The organism is Niallia sp. RD1 (assembly GCF_024219955.1).
In the GTDB taxonomy this organism is placed as follows: domain Bacteria; phylum Bacillota; class Bacilli; order Bacillales; family Cytobacillaceae; genus Niallia; species Niallia alba.
The window spans coordinates 2,110,302-2,128,133 of record NZ_CP100420.1; the positions used below are offsets into that span (position 1 = coordinate 2,110,302).

Consider the following 17,832-nt stretch of genomic DNA (forward strand, 5'->3'; position numbering starts at 1 on the left):
TAAACGCTTGGCTTAATGGAGATATACCCTTATATTATGTTTATACTTCTAGCCACGAATGAGACCAATTTTCGATTTCTTTCATAATTGGTTTTAATGAACGCCCTTTTTCTGTTAGCGAGTATTCAATTCTAACAGGAGTTTCAGGGTACACTTCTCTTACCACAATACCTGCTTGCTCTAAATCCTTTAATCTCTCCGATAAAAGTCTTCCGCTTATGCCAATGGAGGATTCTATAGAACAGAAACGTTGAGGACCGTTTAACAGCTGATAAATAATTAAACCAGTCCAGCGTTGGCTTAAAATACTCATTGCTTTTTCAAACCGTGGACAAATTGACGAATGGTTCATTTTACATCCCCCCCTCTTAATAAGTATACAATAATTATTATTTTAAGTAAAAATATTATGAATCGTAATTAGATTACTTTACAATTGTTATTTATTAAATTAAAATTACTTACATAAAGTAAGTAACTTAGGAGGAAGAATAAATGGCATTTCATGACGATTCAACTATTTATGCGAGAACAGTAACATTAAAAGTATCTAATCTTGAAAACTCCCTTTTATTTTATACAGATATAATGGGGTTTTCTGTTGCAAGCAAAGAGAAGAAGAAAGCAGCTCTGTGTGCTGGAGCAGGGGAACCCTTTCTGTTCTTAGAAGAGTTAGAAGAGGTCGAGCCAAAAACGATACGCACAACAGGACTATATCATTTTGCTATATTAGTTCCATCAAGAGAGGATCTCGGTTTAGTATTAAACCATTTACTAGATACAGGATATCCATTGCAAGGGGCCTCAGATCATTTTGTCAGTGAAGCAATCTATTTAGCAGATCCAGACGGGAATGGGATTGAAGTCTATCGTGACAGAAAGGCAACAGAATGGGAGTGGGATGGCGGCCTCGTTAAGATGGATACAACCTATATGGATACAAAAGCGGTTCTTAAGTCTGCTAGAAATGGTCAATGGGGAGGGCTTCCTGAAGGAACTATTCTAGGCCATATCCACTTACATGTAGCGGAGTTAACAGAGACTGTTGATTTTTATGTGAAAGGATTAGGTTATGATATCGTTCAAAAATATGGTTCACAAGCGTTTTTCCTTTCAACAGGAGGATATCATCATCACATCGGTTTAAATGTTTGGAATGGAATTGGTGCTCCAGCTCCAAAAACGAATCAGGTCGGTTTAGCTTACTATGATTTGAAAATACCTAGCCAAGAAAAACTAGAAGAAATAAAACAAAGACTTACACAGTTAGGTGCATTAATTATGCAAAAAGAGGGTAAATGGTACACATCGGATCCTTCCGGAAATACTATTCACTTAACTGTCATTTGAACGTATAAAAGAATTGCTTAATTTCTCTTTTCTTATTAAACTTTTAATTAGATTATACAAAAATTTCAGTTTAAGTATTAATCAACATTTAATAGGGGTGAGGAATTAGTTGCACAATAATGAGGGCGTCTATCAATATTTCATCGACAATACAGAAAGACTAACAGAAGAATGGTATAAAAATCTAACAAAAAATGACCCTAAAGGTGTATATGCATCAACTGATTCATATACAATTGAAACAATAAAGAAGCAGAATAATGATTTTCATCATCGGCTTGCTGGTCTATTTATTAAGGACAAGGAAGAATTCCTTGAAGATATAAAGGACTGGATTTTTAAAATTGCGACCGATCAAGCACACTTAGATACACCTATTCATTTTATTATTCGTGAATTTATTCGAACGAGAGAGCAATATTTTCAATTGATTAAAGAATATGCAACAAAACATCATGTTGGGCAGGAGCGCGTCATTGAATGGAGTCATGGCGTTGTAAAGGTTCTAGATGAAATTATTTTGAAATACACAGAGGAACATCACAATTATTCAAATAGGCAACTAGTAGCACAACAGGAAATGATCAACGAACTAAGTTCTCCAGTCATTTCTTTAAGCAACTCAAGAGCGCTGTTGCCGCTTGTTGGAGATATTGATACAGCCCGTGCTGCTTCTATATTAGAAAATACGATTAAACAATGTGCAGAGAAGAAAGTATCCCGATTATTCATTGATCTATCAGGTGTAGTCATTATTGATACAATGGTTGCCCATCAAATATTTCAACTGATTAATGGTTTAAGCCTAATTGGTGTGAAAACGACGTTATCAGGTATTCGACCTGAAATAGCAACAACAGCTATACAATTAGGATTATCTTTTACAGATATTTCAATTGCTTCCACTCTTTCTAAAGCAATTGAGCAAGATGGTAACTTAAAAAAATAAGTTTATTTTCATTATTAGAAATCAGTGAAAGGAACGAGTGCTATTTTTGAAGTGCGCCCAATTTCTGTGTGCAAAAATTTATCGACTATTATGCATATAGGTGGATAAGGGACAAGTAAATTGTTACTTATTTGTATTTAATACGGAAAATTTTGCGACAGGAGTACCTTGTTGGCTCACACAATCTTACAGTTCACTGTAAAAGGGTTTGCCTGCCGTACTTGTTCTCTTTCATCGATTTAACAGTAGTTAATCTATTTTTCAGCTGTTATTAAAGTTGAAATCTAGCATTTCTGCTTCATCTATCAGCCGTTCTTGCGCGTTATAAACATCACTTGTGCTAATAGTGACATTTTCCACAGAGAAACCTACATTGCCTCATCTCGATTTAATACCTCATTAAGTTCTTCTATATAAATATTATTCCAAAGTAATCATTTCATTGTCTCGCTTCCTTTTCACCGAAAGAAGTTAAGCTGTATTATATAGAATTTAGATAAATGTAAAAAACTAGGGTGAAGGTACCCTAGTTAACAAATACTAATTTAAATTTGTTTCCTTCGATATAGGAATGGGAAGGATTTTAAGCTTCTTTATCTTAAAGTTAATTCTTTCGTAAGAGCAAAGGAAACAGCAGCTTTAGCATGTAAAAACGTTGTATCAAATAACGGAATAGAACTATCTTCTTGTTTAATAAGTAAAGGAATCTCTGTACATCCTAATATAACGCCTTCTGCCCCTTGATCGATAAGCTTTTCAATGATTCGTATATATGTTTTCTTCGATTCAGGAAGAATGATCCCTTTGCATAATTCATCAAATATGATGTGATGAACAGATTCTCTATCTTCTTTTTCAGGGACAATCGTTTCTATCCCTTGATCTAAAAGAGTCTCTTTATAAAAGGCATGCTCCATTGTAAACATGGTTCCTAATAAGCCAACTTTTTTCAAACCAGCTTCTTTCGCTTTGTTTCCTGTAACCTCTGCAATGTGAAGTAAAGGAATAGATAAGGATGCTTGTACTTCTTTTGCCATCTTATGCATAGTATTTGTACAGATTAAGACAACATCTGCTCCTCCTGCTTCCAATGTTTTTGCGGCGTTTATCATTAATTCAGTAGCCTTTTCCCAATGACCAGCTTTTTGAAGGGCGACGATTTCTTCGAAGTCAAAGGAATAAAGAAGACATTTTGCAGAGTGTAATCCTCCCATTTTTTCTTTTACCAATGTATTTATATATCGATAATAATCAGTAGTTGACTCCCAGCTCAAACCGCCAATAAGTCCAATTGTTTTCATGGTAAAACTCCTTTCGAGCATTTTCCCCATGATATCATGGTATACTGGTATAGAGTAGAGCCAGAAATTAAATACTTTTATAGTACCAGTTAGTCTTTATCCCCCCTTTACGGAAAGTAAGACTCCTCCCTCAAGGTTATGAGAATACAAGGAAGATAGGTGGGAGCTTAAAGGGCCGATTGGTTCAACTAACCGTTAGTGGGGAGGAAGGAAAAACCCCCACTGATGGAAGTTTCACTTTATTGGAGGATTTCTCATGATCTTTATCACGATTGACCGATCCAAATCAATTTCATTAACTCAACAAATTTATGATCAAGTTCGTAATGGCATATTGGAAAAACAATTAAAAGAAGGAGAGAAGTTGCCCTCGTCTAGAGAATTAGCAGGTTCTATTGGCGTATCTCGAAATATTGTTCTTGAGGCTTATGAGCGCTTAATTGCAGAAGGGTATTTGGAAGTTAGGCCAAAGTCAGGGACCTTTGTAGCACAAGGCACCTCTCTTTCTTTTATAGAAAGAACAAAGAGGATAGATGCTCCTAGAAAAATGACCGAAAACCAGACGTATATAGATTTTAAAGCTGGCAATCCAGCAATAGATTATTTTCCAAGAAAAAAATGGGCACAATTAACAAAGGAAATTTGTTTACATTCTACTGAAGCCGTCTTTGGATATGGAGATGCATCAGGAATGAAAGAATTAAAGGATGCGCTTGTTGTTTATTTAAAAAGAGTCAGAGGAGTACAATGCAGGGCAGAACAGATTTTTATCACATCTGGTGCTACTCAAGGTCTTAAACTTATTACGGAAATGCTTGGTAAAGACAACAAAGCCATTGCTGTGGAAGATCCAGTAACAGATGAAATGAGGAATATATTTACCTTTGCTAATGCGGATATTATTCCTGTTCCCGTGGATGAGAATGGCATCGACCCAAACGGCTTGCCAAAACAGGCACCTAGCTTTGTTTTTGTTATCCCTTCCCATCAATTTCCGTTAGGCGGTATACTCTCTATTCAAAGAAGGCTTCAATTAATAGAATACGCTCAAAAGATGAATTGCTATATTGTGGAAGATGATTATGATAGTGAATTTACCTATGAAGGGGCACCTGTTCCGTCTATTCAAGGAATAGCACCGAACCATGTTATTTACGTGGGAACTTTTAGCAAAATACTATCACCTGGTTTGCGGATTGGGTATGTTATATTACCAGAGGAACTAGTTGATTCCTTTGAGAAAATTAAATGGTTTTCCGATCGCCATACTTCTTCGCTGGAACAATTAGTATTAGCGCATTTTATCAGGGAAGGATATTTAGATCGCCATGTACGCAAAATGAAAAAAATCTATAAAGAGAAAAGAGAACGATTAGTTGCAGCTATTCAGCAAAATTTCCACAACGCTACAATTATTGGTAAATCAGCAGGCATGCATCTAGTTGTGGAGATTCCAGGTATAGACTTTCATTCAGCCTTAATACATAAAATGGAACAATTTGGCGTGAAGGTATATCCAATTGAACAATATAGTTTAGAAAAAGGAAAGCATAAGGAAAGAATCGTAATGGGATATGGAGGATTATCGTTAGAGGAAATGGAAAAGGGGGTCCACTTATTACGAAGAATGCTAGAGGAGAATGGAAAAGCCTTTTTTAATGGAAAAACTATCTAAAATTCATTCTTTTTTAATGCAATGTATGTAAATATAATTATATATGTAAATTATTATCCTAAGGAGTATGTAAATATGAATAAATCAAGAAAAAGCATCTTTTCAAAAAAGTGGTTAACCATACTTTTTGGGGTACTCATTGTTCTCTTATTTATCCCAACCCCTTATTATTTAAATCAGCCAGGCTCTATTGAAGCACTTGCACCTAAAGTGACAGTAGAAGATGGAACAAAATCAGAAAAGGGAAGTCTTAATTTAACAACTGTTTATTCGATTAAAGCTAATAATCCCTATATATATTTGTACGGATTAGTCGCACCACATACAGAAATCCGCAAAGAAGAAGAAGTAAAAGGAAATCTTAGTGATGCAGAGTACAATAAGCTATTGCTCCACATGATGGATACTTCCAAGCAAAATGCTATTATTGCTAGCCTTCATGAAGCAGGAAAGAAAGTTGAGTTTAACTATAACGGGATTTTCGTTGCCCAAGTATTAGAAAACTCTAAAGCAAAGTCTATTATCGAAGTTGGAGATATTATCCAAAAGGTAGATGGCAAAGAATTTACGAAAAGTACAGAGTTAATTGCTTATTTAAGAGAGAAGCAGGCAGGAGACAAAGTTCAGTTAGAATTTATGCATGGGAAGGAAAAGAAGGAAGCAACTGTTGAAGTAATTGAATTAGATAAAAAGACAGGTCAAGTTGGAATTGGTATCGCTCCTGAAGATAATATGACAATCAAGCCTTCTATTGACGTTGCGATTAATAGTGAAAATATTGGTGGTCCCTCAGCTGGATTGATGTTTTCATTAGAAGTGTATAATCAGATTGTAGAAGAAGATTTAACAAAAGGGTACAAAATTGCAGGCACCGGAACAATGGATGCAGAAGGAAATGTTGGGCAAATCGGCGGAATTCAGCATAAAATTGTCGCAGCACATAAAGAAGATGTAGATATATTCTTTTATCCTCGAGATATAACGGAATATGACACAAATGAAAAGGAAATTAAAGAACAAGTGAGAGAAGAAGGATATAAAGATATTAAGATTGTCCCAGTTAGTACATTAAAAGAGGCAGTTCAGTATTTGGAAAAGCTTCCTGAAAAGAAATAATCTTTAGTGGGAGCACCGCTGCTTTTAAAGACCATTTAAATGATAAAAATTGCTTAGTTAGAATCTCCTTCATTTATTTAAGGAGATTCAGTTTGTCGACAAAAAGATTTTTAGAAACTTACATTGAATTTTCATGTGTTGTTTGGAGAGAAAGGGGGTGAGACTCCTACACTTCGCCCCAAGAGTCTCAGACTGTCTCGCTAATCCCACAGGAGCGTCCTCTTATTTTCCAGTTATTTAAAATAATGGGTAAAACCACCTGTGATAAGTCTGAAATAAGTTTAAAAAAATTTTTTTATTTCACTAATAATCAACTACAAACGTTGGTATATCAACTTTTCCGGAGGGAGTCTACGTGTATTCCGGCTGCTTTGTATTTCCTACTAATTATATTTCCTTTAAAAAATGATGGAACGAATTGGTTTCACTACTAAATTAGAGATTGTTCGTCTTTATTCATTATACATTTTGTTTTGTCCTGGCCTCTTTACGTCTTAAGAGGCATGTTGCTGTAATCATAGATGATTTCTCCTAAATTTTAGCGTTTAGAAAAGAAGGAAATGGGAAAGGTATATATAGAAGTGGAAAAGTACGAATGGATTGCCGCCACGGCACTTACAAGGAGGTTCACCATGTCAGAATTTATCAATGGTCTTTTTAATATTCTTTATGGAGCTTTTGGAGTGCCTCTCCTTTTAATCGTTCTTATTATTCTTGTCATTGTTGTATCACAAAGAAGAAGAAAAAAGAAAATGAAACAAGAAGATTGGATGGGGCATTCCCCTGTAGAGAAAATTGAAAAAGAGGATGAAAAGAAAAAATAAGGAAGAGCCTAAAAAAGGCGACAAACTCTCTAGCGTTTGTCGCTTTTTTTTGCCAAATCATTTTAAATCACGCTATTTTTTTGGCTCTTTATCAAAACATGTTCTTGACTAAGAGCCGTAGCCGTATTGAATCCATTCTTCATTGCACTCCAATAAAATGTGTTGCTTATAGCACTCCGGATTGCGAGTGAAATAGTGACGACGCTGCAGAGCCTTGATTTTATTATTTTTTCCTTCAACCGATGCATTCGTAAAACGCAATTGATGATAATTACAGATTTCTTCTTGCCAATTGTGCATCGTTTTTAAACAGATTTCTACAATCGGATGGTCAATTGCTTTTCCTTGCGCCAGCCATCTTTCGTAACCTTTTTTGGCAAGGCTATACGATGGACTGCAGTCATACCAAGCAATGAAGGCTTCTTTCCATTCATACACTTGGCGAAGTAATTTCGCATAACCAAGCAGTCGTTTTAAAATCACCATTTCGTCTCTTGTGATCTGGTCATGACGTTTACCAAGAATATGGAAGTGTTGTTTTAAATCGGCTTTCGCACAGGGAGAAAGGCTCTTTTGAACCTGTTTTCGCATAGTTTGTAAGGTATCCGTTACGTAACGATTGACGTGAAAACGATCGGCAATTCGAATGGCATTTGGATACATTTCTTTTACGAATGTATGATAGCCTTGCGCTAAATCCATGACGACAGCGACGGGATTAAGCGTCTGCCAAATCGGCTGCGCTTGATAATAATCCTGTAATTCTGCAATCGTACGACCTGGGATGACATCTAAAAACGTGCCACCACGTAAATCGTGTAAGCCGGTGTTATATCGATGTCCTTTACGAATCGCAAAGTCATCGATACCCAGTACAAGACCCGTACTCACTTTAGCCTGTTGTGCGCATCGTCTTTGAACGCGAACCGACTCCACTGCCATCCATTGACGTACAACACGGTGAACCGTTGTTGGTGGTGTTTCAGAGAGGCGCGCCGCATGGGCAATCGTCGCTCCTATCGCTTGTTTCGGTAACGTGGCTTCAAATGCCTTTGTATAGCGCTTTTTTGGCGCAACACAGTCGTAATGCCACACAAAATGGGCATGACAATCTTTGCATGTTAAACGGATAGCGGGCAGCAGTAAATACACCCGTTTCCCAAACGCAGGGAGGTGACGTACTTTTCGTTGATAAGCCGTGCCACGACGAATCGTTTGCGTTGATGCACATACTGGACAAGGCTGTGTGGCATCAATCGGTGTCACTTCAATGAGCACTTGATCTTTTACTTTTTGAATAGCACATACATTTAACTCTGGTAAATCGAGTAAAACCTTGATAGAATGGGAATGCATCTGTATACCTCGTTCTGTTGTTTGGTCGTACTTTCAACATTAACGGATACAGATGTTTTTTTGTACTCTTTTTTAAGCAAGAACAGATTTTGGCGTAGAGCCATTTTTTTCATTAATAAAAGAAAGAATATATCCTTTTCCTCTTATGTTTTCAATGCTAATGATAAGCTTCGTTTTTTTGCGTATTCGATAAATGATGGAATTGATTTCTTCATTACTTACATCAAACGTGCCTCCATAATTTTGGCTTCGCTCTGACCATACACATTGAATCAGGTCTTCTTTTGAGACAAATTGATCCTTATTTTTGATAAGAAAATCGATGCATTTAAACTCTTTCTCCGAAAATTTCCACGTTTGATTATACCAGGACAATTCTTGTTTGAGTGGATCGAGATAAAATTCCTTTGATAACCGTTTCTCTATCCCGTCAATAATCGGTATAATATCGGAAGTATCATCCACAATAGAAGCAACAGAAAGTTTAATTAAATCATTTGCTAGTGAAATTTTATCAGAAGCTTTGAGGATGGTCTCTTCGTGTGCATTTAAGCGTCTATGATTTAAAAAAGTTCCGTGCTTACTATTCAAATCCTTGATGTAACATTGATGATCTTTATAATAAATCGCAAAGTGCTTTCGTGATACAAAAATATTGCGAAACAAAAGATCAGGATCCCAGTTTGTCCCTTTTCTACCTGCAATCAAAATCGAGTTATTCAGTGGGATAAAGTCTCCCGCCTCAAATGGCGCCCCCTGTTCGACAATTAAGAATATTGACTCCTTCATATTTTTACTCCTATAAACGAATTATCATAAATGTATCATTCAATATCTATTGATTAATCATTATATTATTATGTAAACTTCAAAAAGAATTCTTCTCTTTTATCATATCAAAAAAACTGGTTGGTGGGTATGATTTACAAATCGGAAAAATCTCATTTTAAACGAATTTTTAAAGCAATAATCTATAACACTAAGACAGAGAAACAAAAGACAAATAAATTAGAATGGAGCCTATTCTCGCTACTAAATCATAAAAAAATTGGAAAATGAGGTGAAAAACCTGCTATTAAGAAAGTGAATATAGACAAAATCGATTAGTTTATCCCACTCTTAACGGACAGTAAGTCTCCCACTCAAGCATATGAGTATACGAGGAAGATAGGGGGGAAATCAACTGTCCGTAAAGGTCCGATTGGTTCAACTAACCATCAGTGGGGGATGAAGGAAAAACCCACTGATGGAAGTTTCACTTTATATTTCATTAGCAGTTACTCGAATGACTGAAAATAATCATTCTCGCGTTGAGCGAAGGAAAAAAATACAAGAAGAACAACGTTCATCAAAGAATCAGAAACCAAAGAAAAGATTTTGGAAAAAGTTCTTATATTTTAGCCTTATCGTTGGGATTGTGCTCTTTTTGATTGGAGTGGGAGCAATTATCTTGATTATTAAAGATGCTCCGAAGTTTGATGAAACATTATTAAAAAACCCTTTATCCTCTAGCTTATTTGCTAGTGATGGAAAAACAGTCATCGCCGAGGTAGGGGCAGAAAAACGTGATGATATCGGAATTGAACAAATTCCAGAGGTATTAAAGGATGCTGTTTTAGCAACCGAGGATGCTCGTTTCTACAAGCATCATGGAATCGATGTAAAACGAACATTGGTTGCAATCTTTAAAGTCATTACGACAAGATCGCTAGAAAGTGGTGGTGGAAGTACTATTACCCAGCAGCTGGTGAAAAATTCCTTTCTATCGATTGAGCAAACACCAACAAGAAAAATCCAGGAATGGTACATGGCAATTCAATTAGAACGCCGCTTCACTAAAGAACAAATTCTAGAAATGTATTTCAACAAAAACCTATACGGTGGAGATGTATATGGAGTAGCAAAAGCATCTGAGCGTTTCTTTGGGCTGAATTTGGACGAATTAGATCAATTAACACTTGAACAAGCTGCGCTATTAGCGGGAATTCCACAAAGTCCGAATCGATACATGCCAACCGTTGAAGACAATCTTGAACGGGCAGAAACACGAAGAAATATGGTTCTTAACTATATGAATAGACATGGTTATATTTCCAAATCAGAAATGACAGAAGCACAAAGTATCCCCATCGAAGAGACGTTAAACATTCAGAAGCCGAAAGCAAATAAATATGAGGCATTTGTGAATAGTGTTTTAAAGGAGGTACAAGAAAAGACAAATGCGAATATTTTTGAAGATGGATTAGAAATTTATACAACTATCGATCCGGACATACAACAATTAACAGAAGATGTACTGTCAACCAGTGATTATGTAAGCTTTCCAGATAATGAGAAGCTTCAAACAGCTGTAGTAATTACCGATACACAAACAGGAGAAATTAAAGCCATTGGTGGTGGGAGAAATTTTCAAATTAATTCCTATAATTATGCCACTATGATGAAACGTCAGCCTGGTTCGACGATTAAACCGATACTTGACTATGGACCTGCCATTGAAAAATTCAAATGGTCAACAGGGCACATGATAAAAGATGAAGAATATCATTACAGCGATGGGACGCTGATACGAAATGCAAGTCGTACCTATGCAGGAAGTAAGACGATTCGAGATCACCTTGTTTGGTCACGTAATATACCAGCATTAAAAACGTTTCAAGAAGTTGGCGTAGATGCTGCAACTGAATTTGCTAGAAGTCTAGGCTTCCCGATTTCAGATGAACAAAAAGGAAATGAGGCAAACTCCATTGGTGGAATAGATGCGGCTTCTCCACTTGTGATGGCCGGTGCCTACTCTGCTTTCGGTAATGGTGGTTACTATAGGGAACCCCATACCGTAACAAAAATTGTCTATTCAGATGGGCGTGTTGAGAAATTAACACCGGCTGAGAAAAAAGTAATGGCAGATTATACAGCTTTCTTAGTAACCGATATGTTACGGTCAGTAGTCCATTCAGGTACAGGAGCGAAAGCGAATATTTCTAGTATAGACCTTGCTGGAAAAACCGGAACGACGAACTTTGATGAACAAACCGTTACAAAATATAGCTTACCAAAAAATGCTGTAAGGGATGCGTGGTTTGTAGGGTATACTCCACAATATACTGGAGCCGTATGGACTGGGTTTGATAAAACGACATCTTCGAGTGACTATTTAAATAGCACAACGGACGACCTGTCCTTACTCGTTTTCAAAGCGATAATGTCGAAGGCGGCGACAAGTCAAGATCGATTTAAGCAACCGGACAGTGTTGGGAAATTGGGAATGGAGTATTACGTAAAGGGTGGAGAGAAACCACAACCACCAAAACCTGCGACACCAACCGATTTTGGCGCCATTTATGATGAAGAAGCAAATCAAATTCAATTATCATGGAATCACTCTCCTTTTAGTGGTTTTGAAACAAGCTTTGAAGTTTCTTATACAGTAGATGGAAAAACAACAAACTTAACATCTACAAAGGATAAAAGCGTCGTCCTTCCAAATCCTGAAAAGGGAAAAGAATATGCCTTTACAGTTGTGGCAATTGTAGAAGGTGTAAAAAGTGATATAGCTTCAACTTCCATCACAGTTGAGGAACAAGCTAAAGCACCAAACAGTCCAAGTAATCTACAAGCAACTTATGATCAAGCATCAAATAGCATTTTGATTCATTGGCAACCTAGTAAGGAAGGTGAAAATATCCAATACATTGTTTCTTTTACGGTTAATGGAATCCTGCAAACCTTAGCACCGACGTCAGAACTACAAGCCACATTGATGGGGCCTCAGCCTGGACAAACGTATATTATTACGGTAACTGCCACAAATGAAATAGGTTCTAGTGAAGCGGTGTCTACATCTGTTACAGTTAATCCGACTCCTGATCCTGGGGGATGGGACGGAAGCGGAGATGATAATGGGCTTGGTGACATTATCCATCCTGATTCAAATGCTGTGAATGGTACAACTCCATAAGTTTAATAAGAAAATGGTCACCAGCTCTCCAATGGTTGATCATTTTCTTTTTTTCATATTCCGTTTATATCCAATAAAGATCCAGAAAAAGATTTTGAGATAGGTCTTAAGATGCAAGAAACTTTTTTTTTCGGATAAATAAAGAAGCGGAAAAAACAGGGAAGAAAGGTACGATTGGCACTAGAGGAAGGGAATAATAATCAGTAATCTAAAGATAATAGTGTCATTATACAAGAGTGAACATTCTGCATTCCTATTGTGAAAACTTAACTCAAACAAGAAAAACAGGTAGGAATACCTAACATTTTAGAAGGATCACTTGACTGTTATTATATTGTAAAGAGATTGAATCAGTTTCGAAATCCATGAAATAATCTAGTTTGCTACAATGAAGGATAGCCCTACATAAGACATAATGATGATAGTTGAGCATAAATATATTATTTAGAAATGGTAAAAAAACACTCTAAATGAATAGCAGGGGGAAGTTATGACATTAGAAAAAAAATTAATTGAAAAGACGTATTATGAAGGATATTTAAAAGATAGAGATGAGTCGCCAATTGAGGTTTTAGGACAATTATATATAGCAGAACAAAGAAAGAATGTTCCTGATTTAACTTCCATCCGCTTTGCACAAGGCGAATTATATTTTCAATACCATGACTATGAAGCAGCTATTTTTAAATGGGAAAACATTAGTAATGAATTAGAACCATGGGCAAAAAAAAATCTTGCAGATGCTTATTTGGAATTAGAGGAATATTCTACTGCTGAAAGCTTTTATAAATCAATCGTAACAGATTCAGAGCTTTTACAAACAGAAATATCTCTTCAGCTGTTTTCTTTATATTTCCAAAAAGGGAATCATGAAATGGCTTTAGGAATTATCAATAATCTAGTTGCTACTAATCCGGATTATGCCAATATACCAACTATTGCAAAATCCTATTATGAGGAGCAGCAAAATTGGGAAAAGGCAGTCGAACTTGCTGTTAACGAAGGAAAAAGAACAGATGGATTGAAATGGTATGATGCCTTGATTCATTATAGCAATTTAGGTGTTATCCAGCAGTTTGAGCCTGCGTACTTTATGGAAAGTTTGAAAAATCTGCAAGAGATAGATTTTGCTACTTTTGAAAGATTAGCCATATCATTATGGAAAAACTATCAAGATACTCCCCACTATCTAACATGGGTAACTGTATTCAATAGCATCTATGAACCAGTGCCTAGTGAAGCGGAAGAAGGATTAGCGCATATTTTGCAAAGAGCGTATGCTTATTTAATTAGTGGCAGTTATTCTATTAAAGAAGTGCAAGAAATCGTTCCAGCGCTTTTAGCTAATTATTTCTTATCTTCAACTGGACAACAGGTTGTAGAAGCAGGATCTGCAGTTTTAGCTTGGAATGAAATGTTTAAACAGTCGATTGAACATTCTGTTGTAGCGAAAGCAGAGATGGTAATTAATGAAACAACTGAAACGAATGTATCATTCCAGCAATTTATGAATTTATTTGAATCTATTATCACGTGGGCTGAGAAACATGATATTCCACTTGATAAAAAGTTTACTCAAAAGGTACAAGATTTTCTGCCAACGGATCATTATCAATTATTAATGGTGGGCTCAGCTGGCAGTGGAGTGAATGCATATATTAATGAGCTTGTAGGCGAAACCATTCTAGCGGAAGATGCAAATGCAATTCTAACGGTAAAAGATAACGATTATCTTGAAATTAACGAAGTAACTAATTCTGGTTTAAAATCAATTGATACACTCACAAATTTCTATAAGGAACTACTAGTTCAACAAGAAAGTCCGAGAGTATTTCAATTAGACACTCCTTCACATTATTTAAACCAAAATAGATGGACAGTGACAACTGCTCCTTTTGTTGAAAATGCGTCTTATGCAGATTATGCAATGCTTGCTGATAGTCTCTTATTTGTTATTAATGAACGATCCGTTTTTTCTTATAATGAATATGAACAGTTAAAGCAATGGAAGGAAAAATCACCATTTTTAACGCTTCAATTTTTAATTTATATCGATGATCTCGATAATGAAAAAGTAGCAGCAAAACGTTTGCAGAAGGCAACGTCTGCTATTCAGCATTATTTTCCAGATAGCAAAATCTTTATTTATTCCAAGCAAGAGGATAGAGAAGTTCAATTAGATGAAGTTAGTCGTTACTATCAAAACCATTTTACAGGCAGAAATATGAACGAAGAACGACTGCAAAGCTGTATTTCTATTATTCAAGATTTAATTACCAATCTATTGGATAAACGCTTGGATATGGAAGATAGTTTAAAAGCGTCTCTTCGAATATACGAGGAAATGGTTAGTAAGCTGACTGGAGCTAAAAATCAACTGATCGATATGGAAGCTGCTAAAAATGAATTAATTACAAAGCAGTTTGATGAAATTAAAACGGAAACACAAGAGGCCATTAAGAACGAGATTCCAGCTATTTTAAAAGGCTGCAAAGACTTTGTAAAAGAAGATAGTGATTATAGTAAGATGCATGTTTCTCTTAATGAAGAGATGAATAAACGTGTAAATCAGTATATTAATGATACATTATCACCACGCATTCATCGTAGCATTGAGGAGTGGATTCAAGCCTCTCATAAACAATTAGAAGATGGCCAACTATTTCTTCATGAGCTAAGTGAAGGATTTAATGGAATTTACAAAGAGCATCCTTTAGAGCTATCCTGTGACTTTGTGATTATAGAAGATTGGAAAAGAGATGCACGCCGATTATCAAGCGGACTTCGGATCGAGCCATTAAATATTTTCAATCGTTTTAATGCATCACAAGTATTTTTAAAGAGTGCTGGAAAGCTGCTTGGTGCGATTCAACAAAATAATAAAATGCTTCAGTCTAGATATCAAAAATACCTTGAAACAGAGGATTTTTCTGAAGTAGCATCATCTGTTTCGACAGCTGTTTTACAGCATTTTGATTTCTATGAAAAAGGATTGGAAAATGATATTAGAATGTTCTTTATCCGTCCAAAAGTAACACTAGAGCAATTTGCAGAAGAAAAAACAAAGGATATTGAAGAATACAAGGATTTATTAGAACGATTAAAGAATAACCCAGAAATGTTCCATGACCCATTGAAATTATTTGAATTACGCTTACTACAGTACGATTGGCTTGCCAATACATCAAAGCCAGTGACGACATGGATGTAAGGCAATAAAAAAAGGGAGCAGAATAGTCGATATATCGATTACTCTGCTCCCTTTCTTGTTGTCCTACTGGTGTAAATTATTACAGTTTAAATGAACTTTTCAAGGAAACGATGCGGTTAAATACTGGCTTTTCAGGAGTTGTATATTTTGGATCCACATTAAAATATCCATGACGGAAGAATTGGAATTTATCTTGTGGTTTAACATCCTTCATATTTGGCTCAATGAAGCCTTGAATCACTTCAAGAGAATTTGGATTTACATAATCCAAGAAAGTTTTACCTTCTTCCATTTCTTCATTTTCGTCTGTAATAAGTGGTTCGAATAAGCGGAACTCGGCAGGTATCGCTTGAGATGCTTCTACCCAGTGCAATGTTCCTTTTACTTTTCTGCCTGTAAATCCAGATCCACTTTTCGTTTCTTTATCATACGTACAGTGTAACTCGATTACATTTCCTTCTTCATCTTTTATAATTTCTTCACACTTAATAAAGTAAGCATGCTTTAAACGTACTTCATTACCAGGAAATAGGCGGAAGTACTTTTTCGGAGGATTCTCCATAAAGTCTTCTTGTTCAATATAAATCTCACGAGAGAATGGAATTTGTCTAATACCCATCTCTGGGTTTTCTGGATTGATTTCAGCATCTAACATTTCCACTTGACCTTCTGGATAGTTAGTAATGACTACTTTTAACGGATTTAGAACACCCATTGTACGAGGAGCCTTTAACTTTAAATCTTCACGAACAAAGTGATCAAGCATTGCAGAGTCAACTGCTCCAGAGCCTTTTGAGATTCCTAATTCCATACAGAAATTACGGATAGCTTCAGGTGTTACCCCTTTTCTTCTTAAACCAGAGATAGTAGGCATACGTGGATCATCCCAACCATCTACATATTTTTCATCTACAAGGAGCTTTAATTTACGTTTACTCATTACGGTATTGGTAATATTTAAACGGCCAAATTCGATTTGTTGTGGGGTGCTTTCCATCTCACATTCACGTACAACCCAATCATAGAGTGGACGTTGGTCTTCAAACTCTGTTGTACAAAGAGAATGTGTTACTCCTTCCATTGCATCCTCTAATGGATGAGCAAATGCGTACATTGGATAAATACACCATTGATCTCCTGTATTATGATGAGTTGCATGTGCAATACGGTAGATAACGGGATCTCTTAAGTTAATATTAGGAGAAGCCATATCAATTTTTGCACGAAGAACCTTTTCCCCATTTCCGAATTCGCCATTGCGCATTGCTTCAAATAATTGAAGATTTTCTTCAATCGAACGAGTGCGATAAGGGCTTTCTTTTCCAGGCTCTGTTAATGTGCCACGGTATTCGCGAATTTCATCAGCAGATAAATCATCTACATAAGCTAGTCCTTTTTTTATTAACAGAACTGCACGGTTGTACATTTCTTCAAAATAGTCAGAAGCAAAAAGAAGATTTTCCCATTCGTATCCGAGCCATTCAACATCTTCTTTAATAGAGTTTACATATTCAATGTCCTCTTTTAAAGGATTTGTATCGTCAAAGCGTAAGTTAGTTTTACCTCCAAATTCATCTGCTAGTCCAAAATTAATAAAAATCGACTTAGCGTGACCAATGTGCAAATATCCATTTGGTTCTGGAGGAAAGCGGGTAATGACGGTATCATGCTTTCCTGTTTCTAGATCTTCTTTCATGATGTTTTTTATAAAATTAGAGCCAATCTCCAAGATTATAGCCACCTTTCTAATATGTATGAATACTTTTAGAATTTAGTATTATGCCTAGCCATTCGTCTATAAGGAAAATATCCAAACGATCTTAGTATGATTATATCAATAATATAACCAATATTTTATTATAAACTTCATAGAAAGGAAACGAAAGTACAATAAATTTGTTAATTTTTATTGATTTGGATGGTTTCTTGTCAGGTTATGGAGGTTTTTGGTAAAGTTATCCATTTTATTAGGTAGTGAGGATTGTTCATATGGTGGATGAAAGCCAAAAAAGGAGGGGGAAGAAAGAAAAGTGGTGTTCATAAGGTGGATGAAAGCCAAAAAAGGAGGAGCAAGAAAGAAAAGTGGTGTTCA

General features: G+C 36.0%; 12 protein-coding genes. 7 read left to right on the top strand and 5 right to left on the bottom strand.

All coding sequences use genetic code 11. From position 1 onward, the window contains the following. Positions 1-40 precede the first annotated feature (40 nt). Positions 41-352 carry a winged helix-turn-helix transcriptional regulator gene (locus NKG37_RS10075; protein ID WP_169187833.1) on the bottom strand — a complete coding sequence of 104 codons (312 nt, stop codon included), beginning with the start codon at positions 350-352 and terminating at the stop codon, positions 41-43. A gap of 143 nt (positions 353-495) precedes the next feature. Between NKG37_RS10075 and NKG37_RS10080 the strand changes: the two genes are divergently transcribed. Then, positions 496-1,350: a VOC family protein gene (locus NKG37_RS10080; RefSeq protein WP_254416163.1), complete on the top strand. Its 855-nt coding sequence runs from the start codon at positions 496-498 to the stop codon at positions 1,348-1,350. 109 nt (positions 1,351-1,459) lie between these two features. Next, complete coding sequence (locus NKG37_RS10085) at positions 1,460-2,299, top strand: STAS domain-containing protein (RefSeq protein WP_169187835.1); 840 nt, start codon at positions 1,460-1,462, stop codon at positions 2,297-2,299. 593 nt (positions 2,300-2,892) lie between these two features. Here the strand turns inward: NKG37_RS10085 and NKG37_RS10090 are convergent. Then, positions 2,893-3,600 (bottom strand): aspartate/glutamate racemase family protein, encoded by a 708-nt coding sequence (locus NKG37_RS10090; RefSeq protein WP_254416164.1) that lies wholly within the window; start codon positions 3,598-3,600, stop codon positions 2,893-2,895. A gap of 256 nt (positions 3,601-3,856) precedes the next feature. Between NKG37_RS10090 and NKG37_RS10095 the strand changes: the two genes are divergently transcribed. From NKG37_RS10095 to NKG37_RS10105, 3 genes are all read left to right on the top strand, one after another. Next, positions 3,857-5,275, top strand: a complete 1,419-nt coding sequence (locus tag NKG37_RS10095) for a MocR-like pyridoxine biosynthesis transcription factor PdxR (RefSeq protein ID WP_016202239.1) — start codon at positions 3,857-3,859, stop codon at positions 5,273-5,275. 75 nt (positions 5,276-5,350) lie between these two features. Then, positions 5,351-6,391, top strand: a complete 1,041-nt coding sequence (locus NKG37_RS10100; RefSeq protein WP_016202240.1) for a SepM family pheromone-processing serine protease — start codon at positions 5,351-5,353, stop codon at positions 6,389-6,391. Between the two features lie 632 nt (positions 6,392-7,023). After that, on the top strand, positions 7,024-7,215 hold the full coding sequence (locus NKG37_RS10105) for a hypothetical protein (RefSeq protein ID WP_016202241.1): 192 nt from the start codon (positions 7,024-7,026) through the stop codon (positions 7,213-7,215). 108 nt (positions 7,216-7,323) lie between these two features. Here the strand turns inward: NKG37_RS10105 and NKG37_RS10110 are convergent, their stop codons facing one another. Together NKG37_RS10110 and NKG37_RS10115 are read right to left on the bottom strand one after the other, a co-directional pair. Further along, a complete protein-coding gene (locus NKG37_RS10110) occupies positions 7,324-8,571 on the bottom strand; it encodes an ISL3 family transposase (protein ID WP_254415550.1) in 1,248 nt (415 codons plus the stop codon). Between the two features lie 72 nt (positions 8,572-8,643). Continuing rightward, positions 8,644-9,360, bottom strand: a complete 717-nt coding sequence (locus tag NKG37_RS10115) for an FHA domain-containing protein (RefSeq protein WP_254416165.1) — start codon at positions 9,358-9,360, stop codon at positions 8,644-8,646. 457 nt (positions 9,361-9,817) lie between these two features. On the opposite strand from NKG37_RS10115, the gene NKG37_RS10120 reads away from it, so the two are divergent. Together NKG37_RS10120 and NKG37_RS10125 are read left to right on the top strand one after the other, a co-directional pair. Beyond that, positions 9,818-12,529: a PBP1A family penicillin-binding protein gene (locus NKG37_RS10120; protein WP_224428321.1), complete on the top strand. Its 2,712-nt coding sequence runs from the start codon at positions 9,818-9,820 to the stop codon at positions 12,527-12,529. A 490-nt stretch (positions 12,530-13,019) separates the two neighbouring features. Continuing rightward, a complete protein-coding gene (locus NKG37_RS10125) occupies positions 13,020-15,740 on the top strand; it encodes a tetratricopeptide repeat protein (RefSeq protein ID WP_224428322.1) in 2,721 nt (906 codons plus the stop codon). 79 nt (positions 15,741-15,819) lie between these two features. Here the strand turns inward: NKG37_RS10125 and NKG37_RS10130 are convergent, their stop codons facing one another. After that, on the bottom strand, positions 15,820-17,469 hold the full coding sequence (locus NKG37_RS10130; protein ID WP_169187842.1) for a glutamine--tRNA ligase/YqeY domain fusion protein: 1,650 nt from the start codon (positions 17,467-17,469) through the stop codon (positions 15,820-15,822). Between the last annotated feature and the right edge of the window lie 363 nt (positions 17,470-17,832).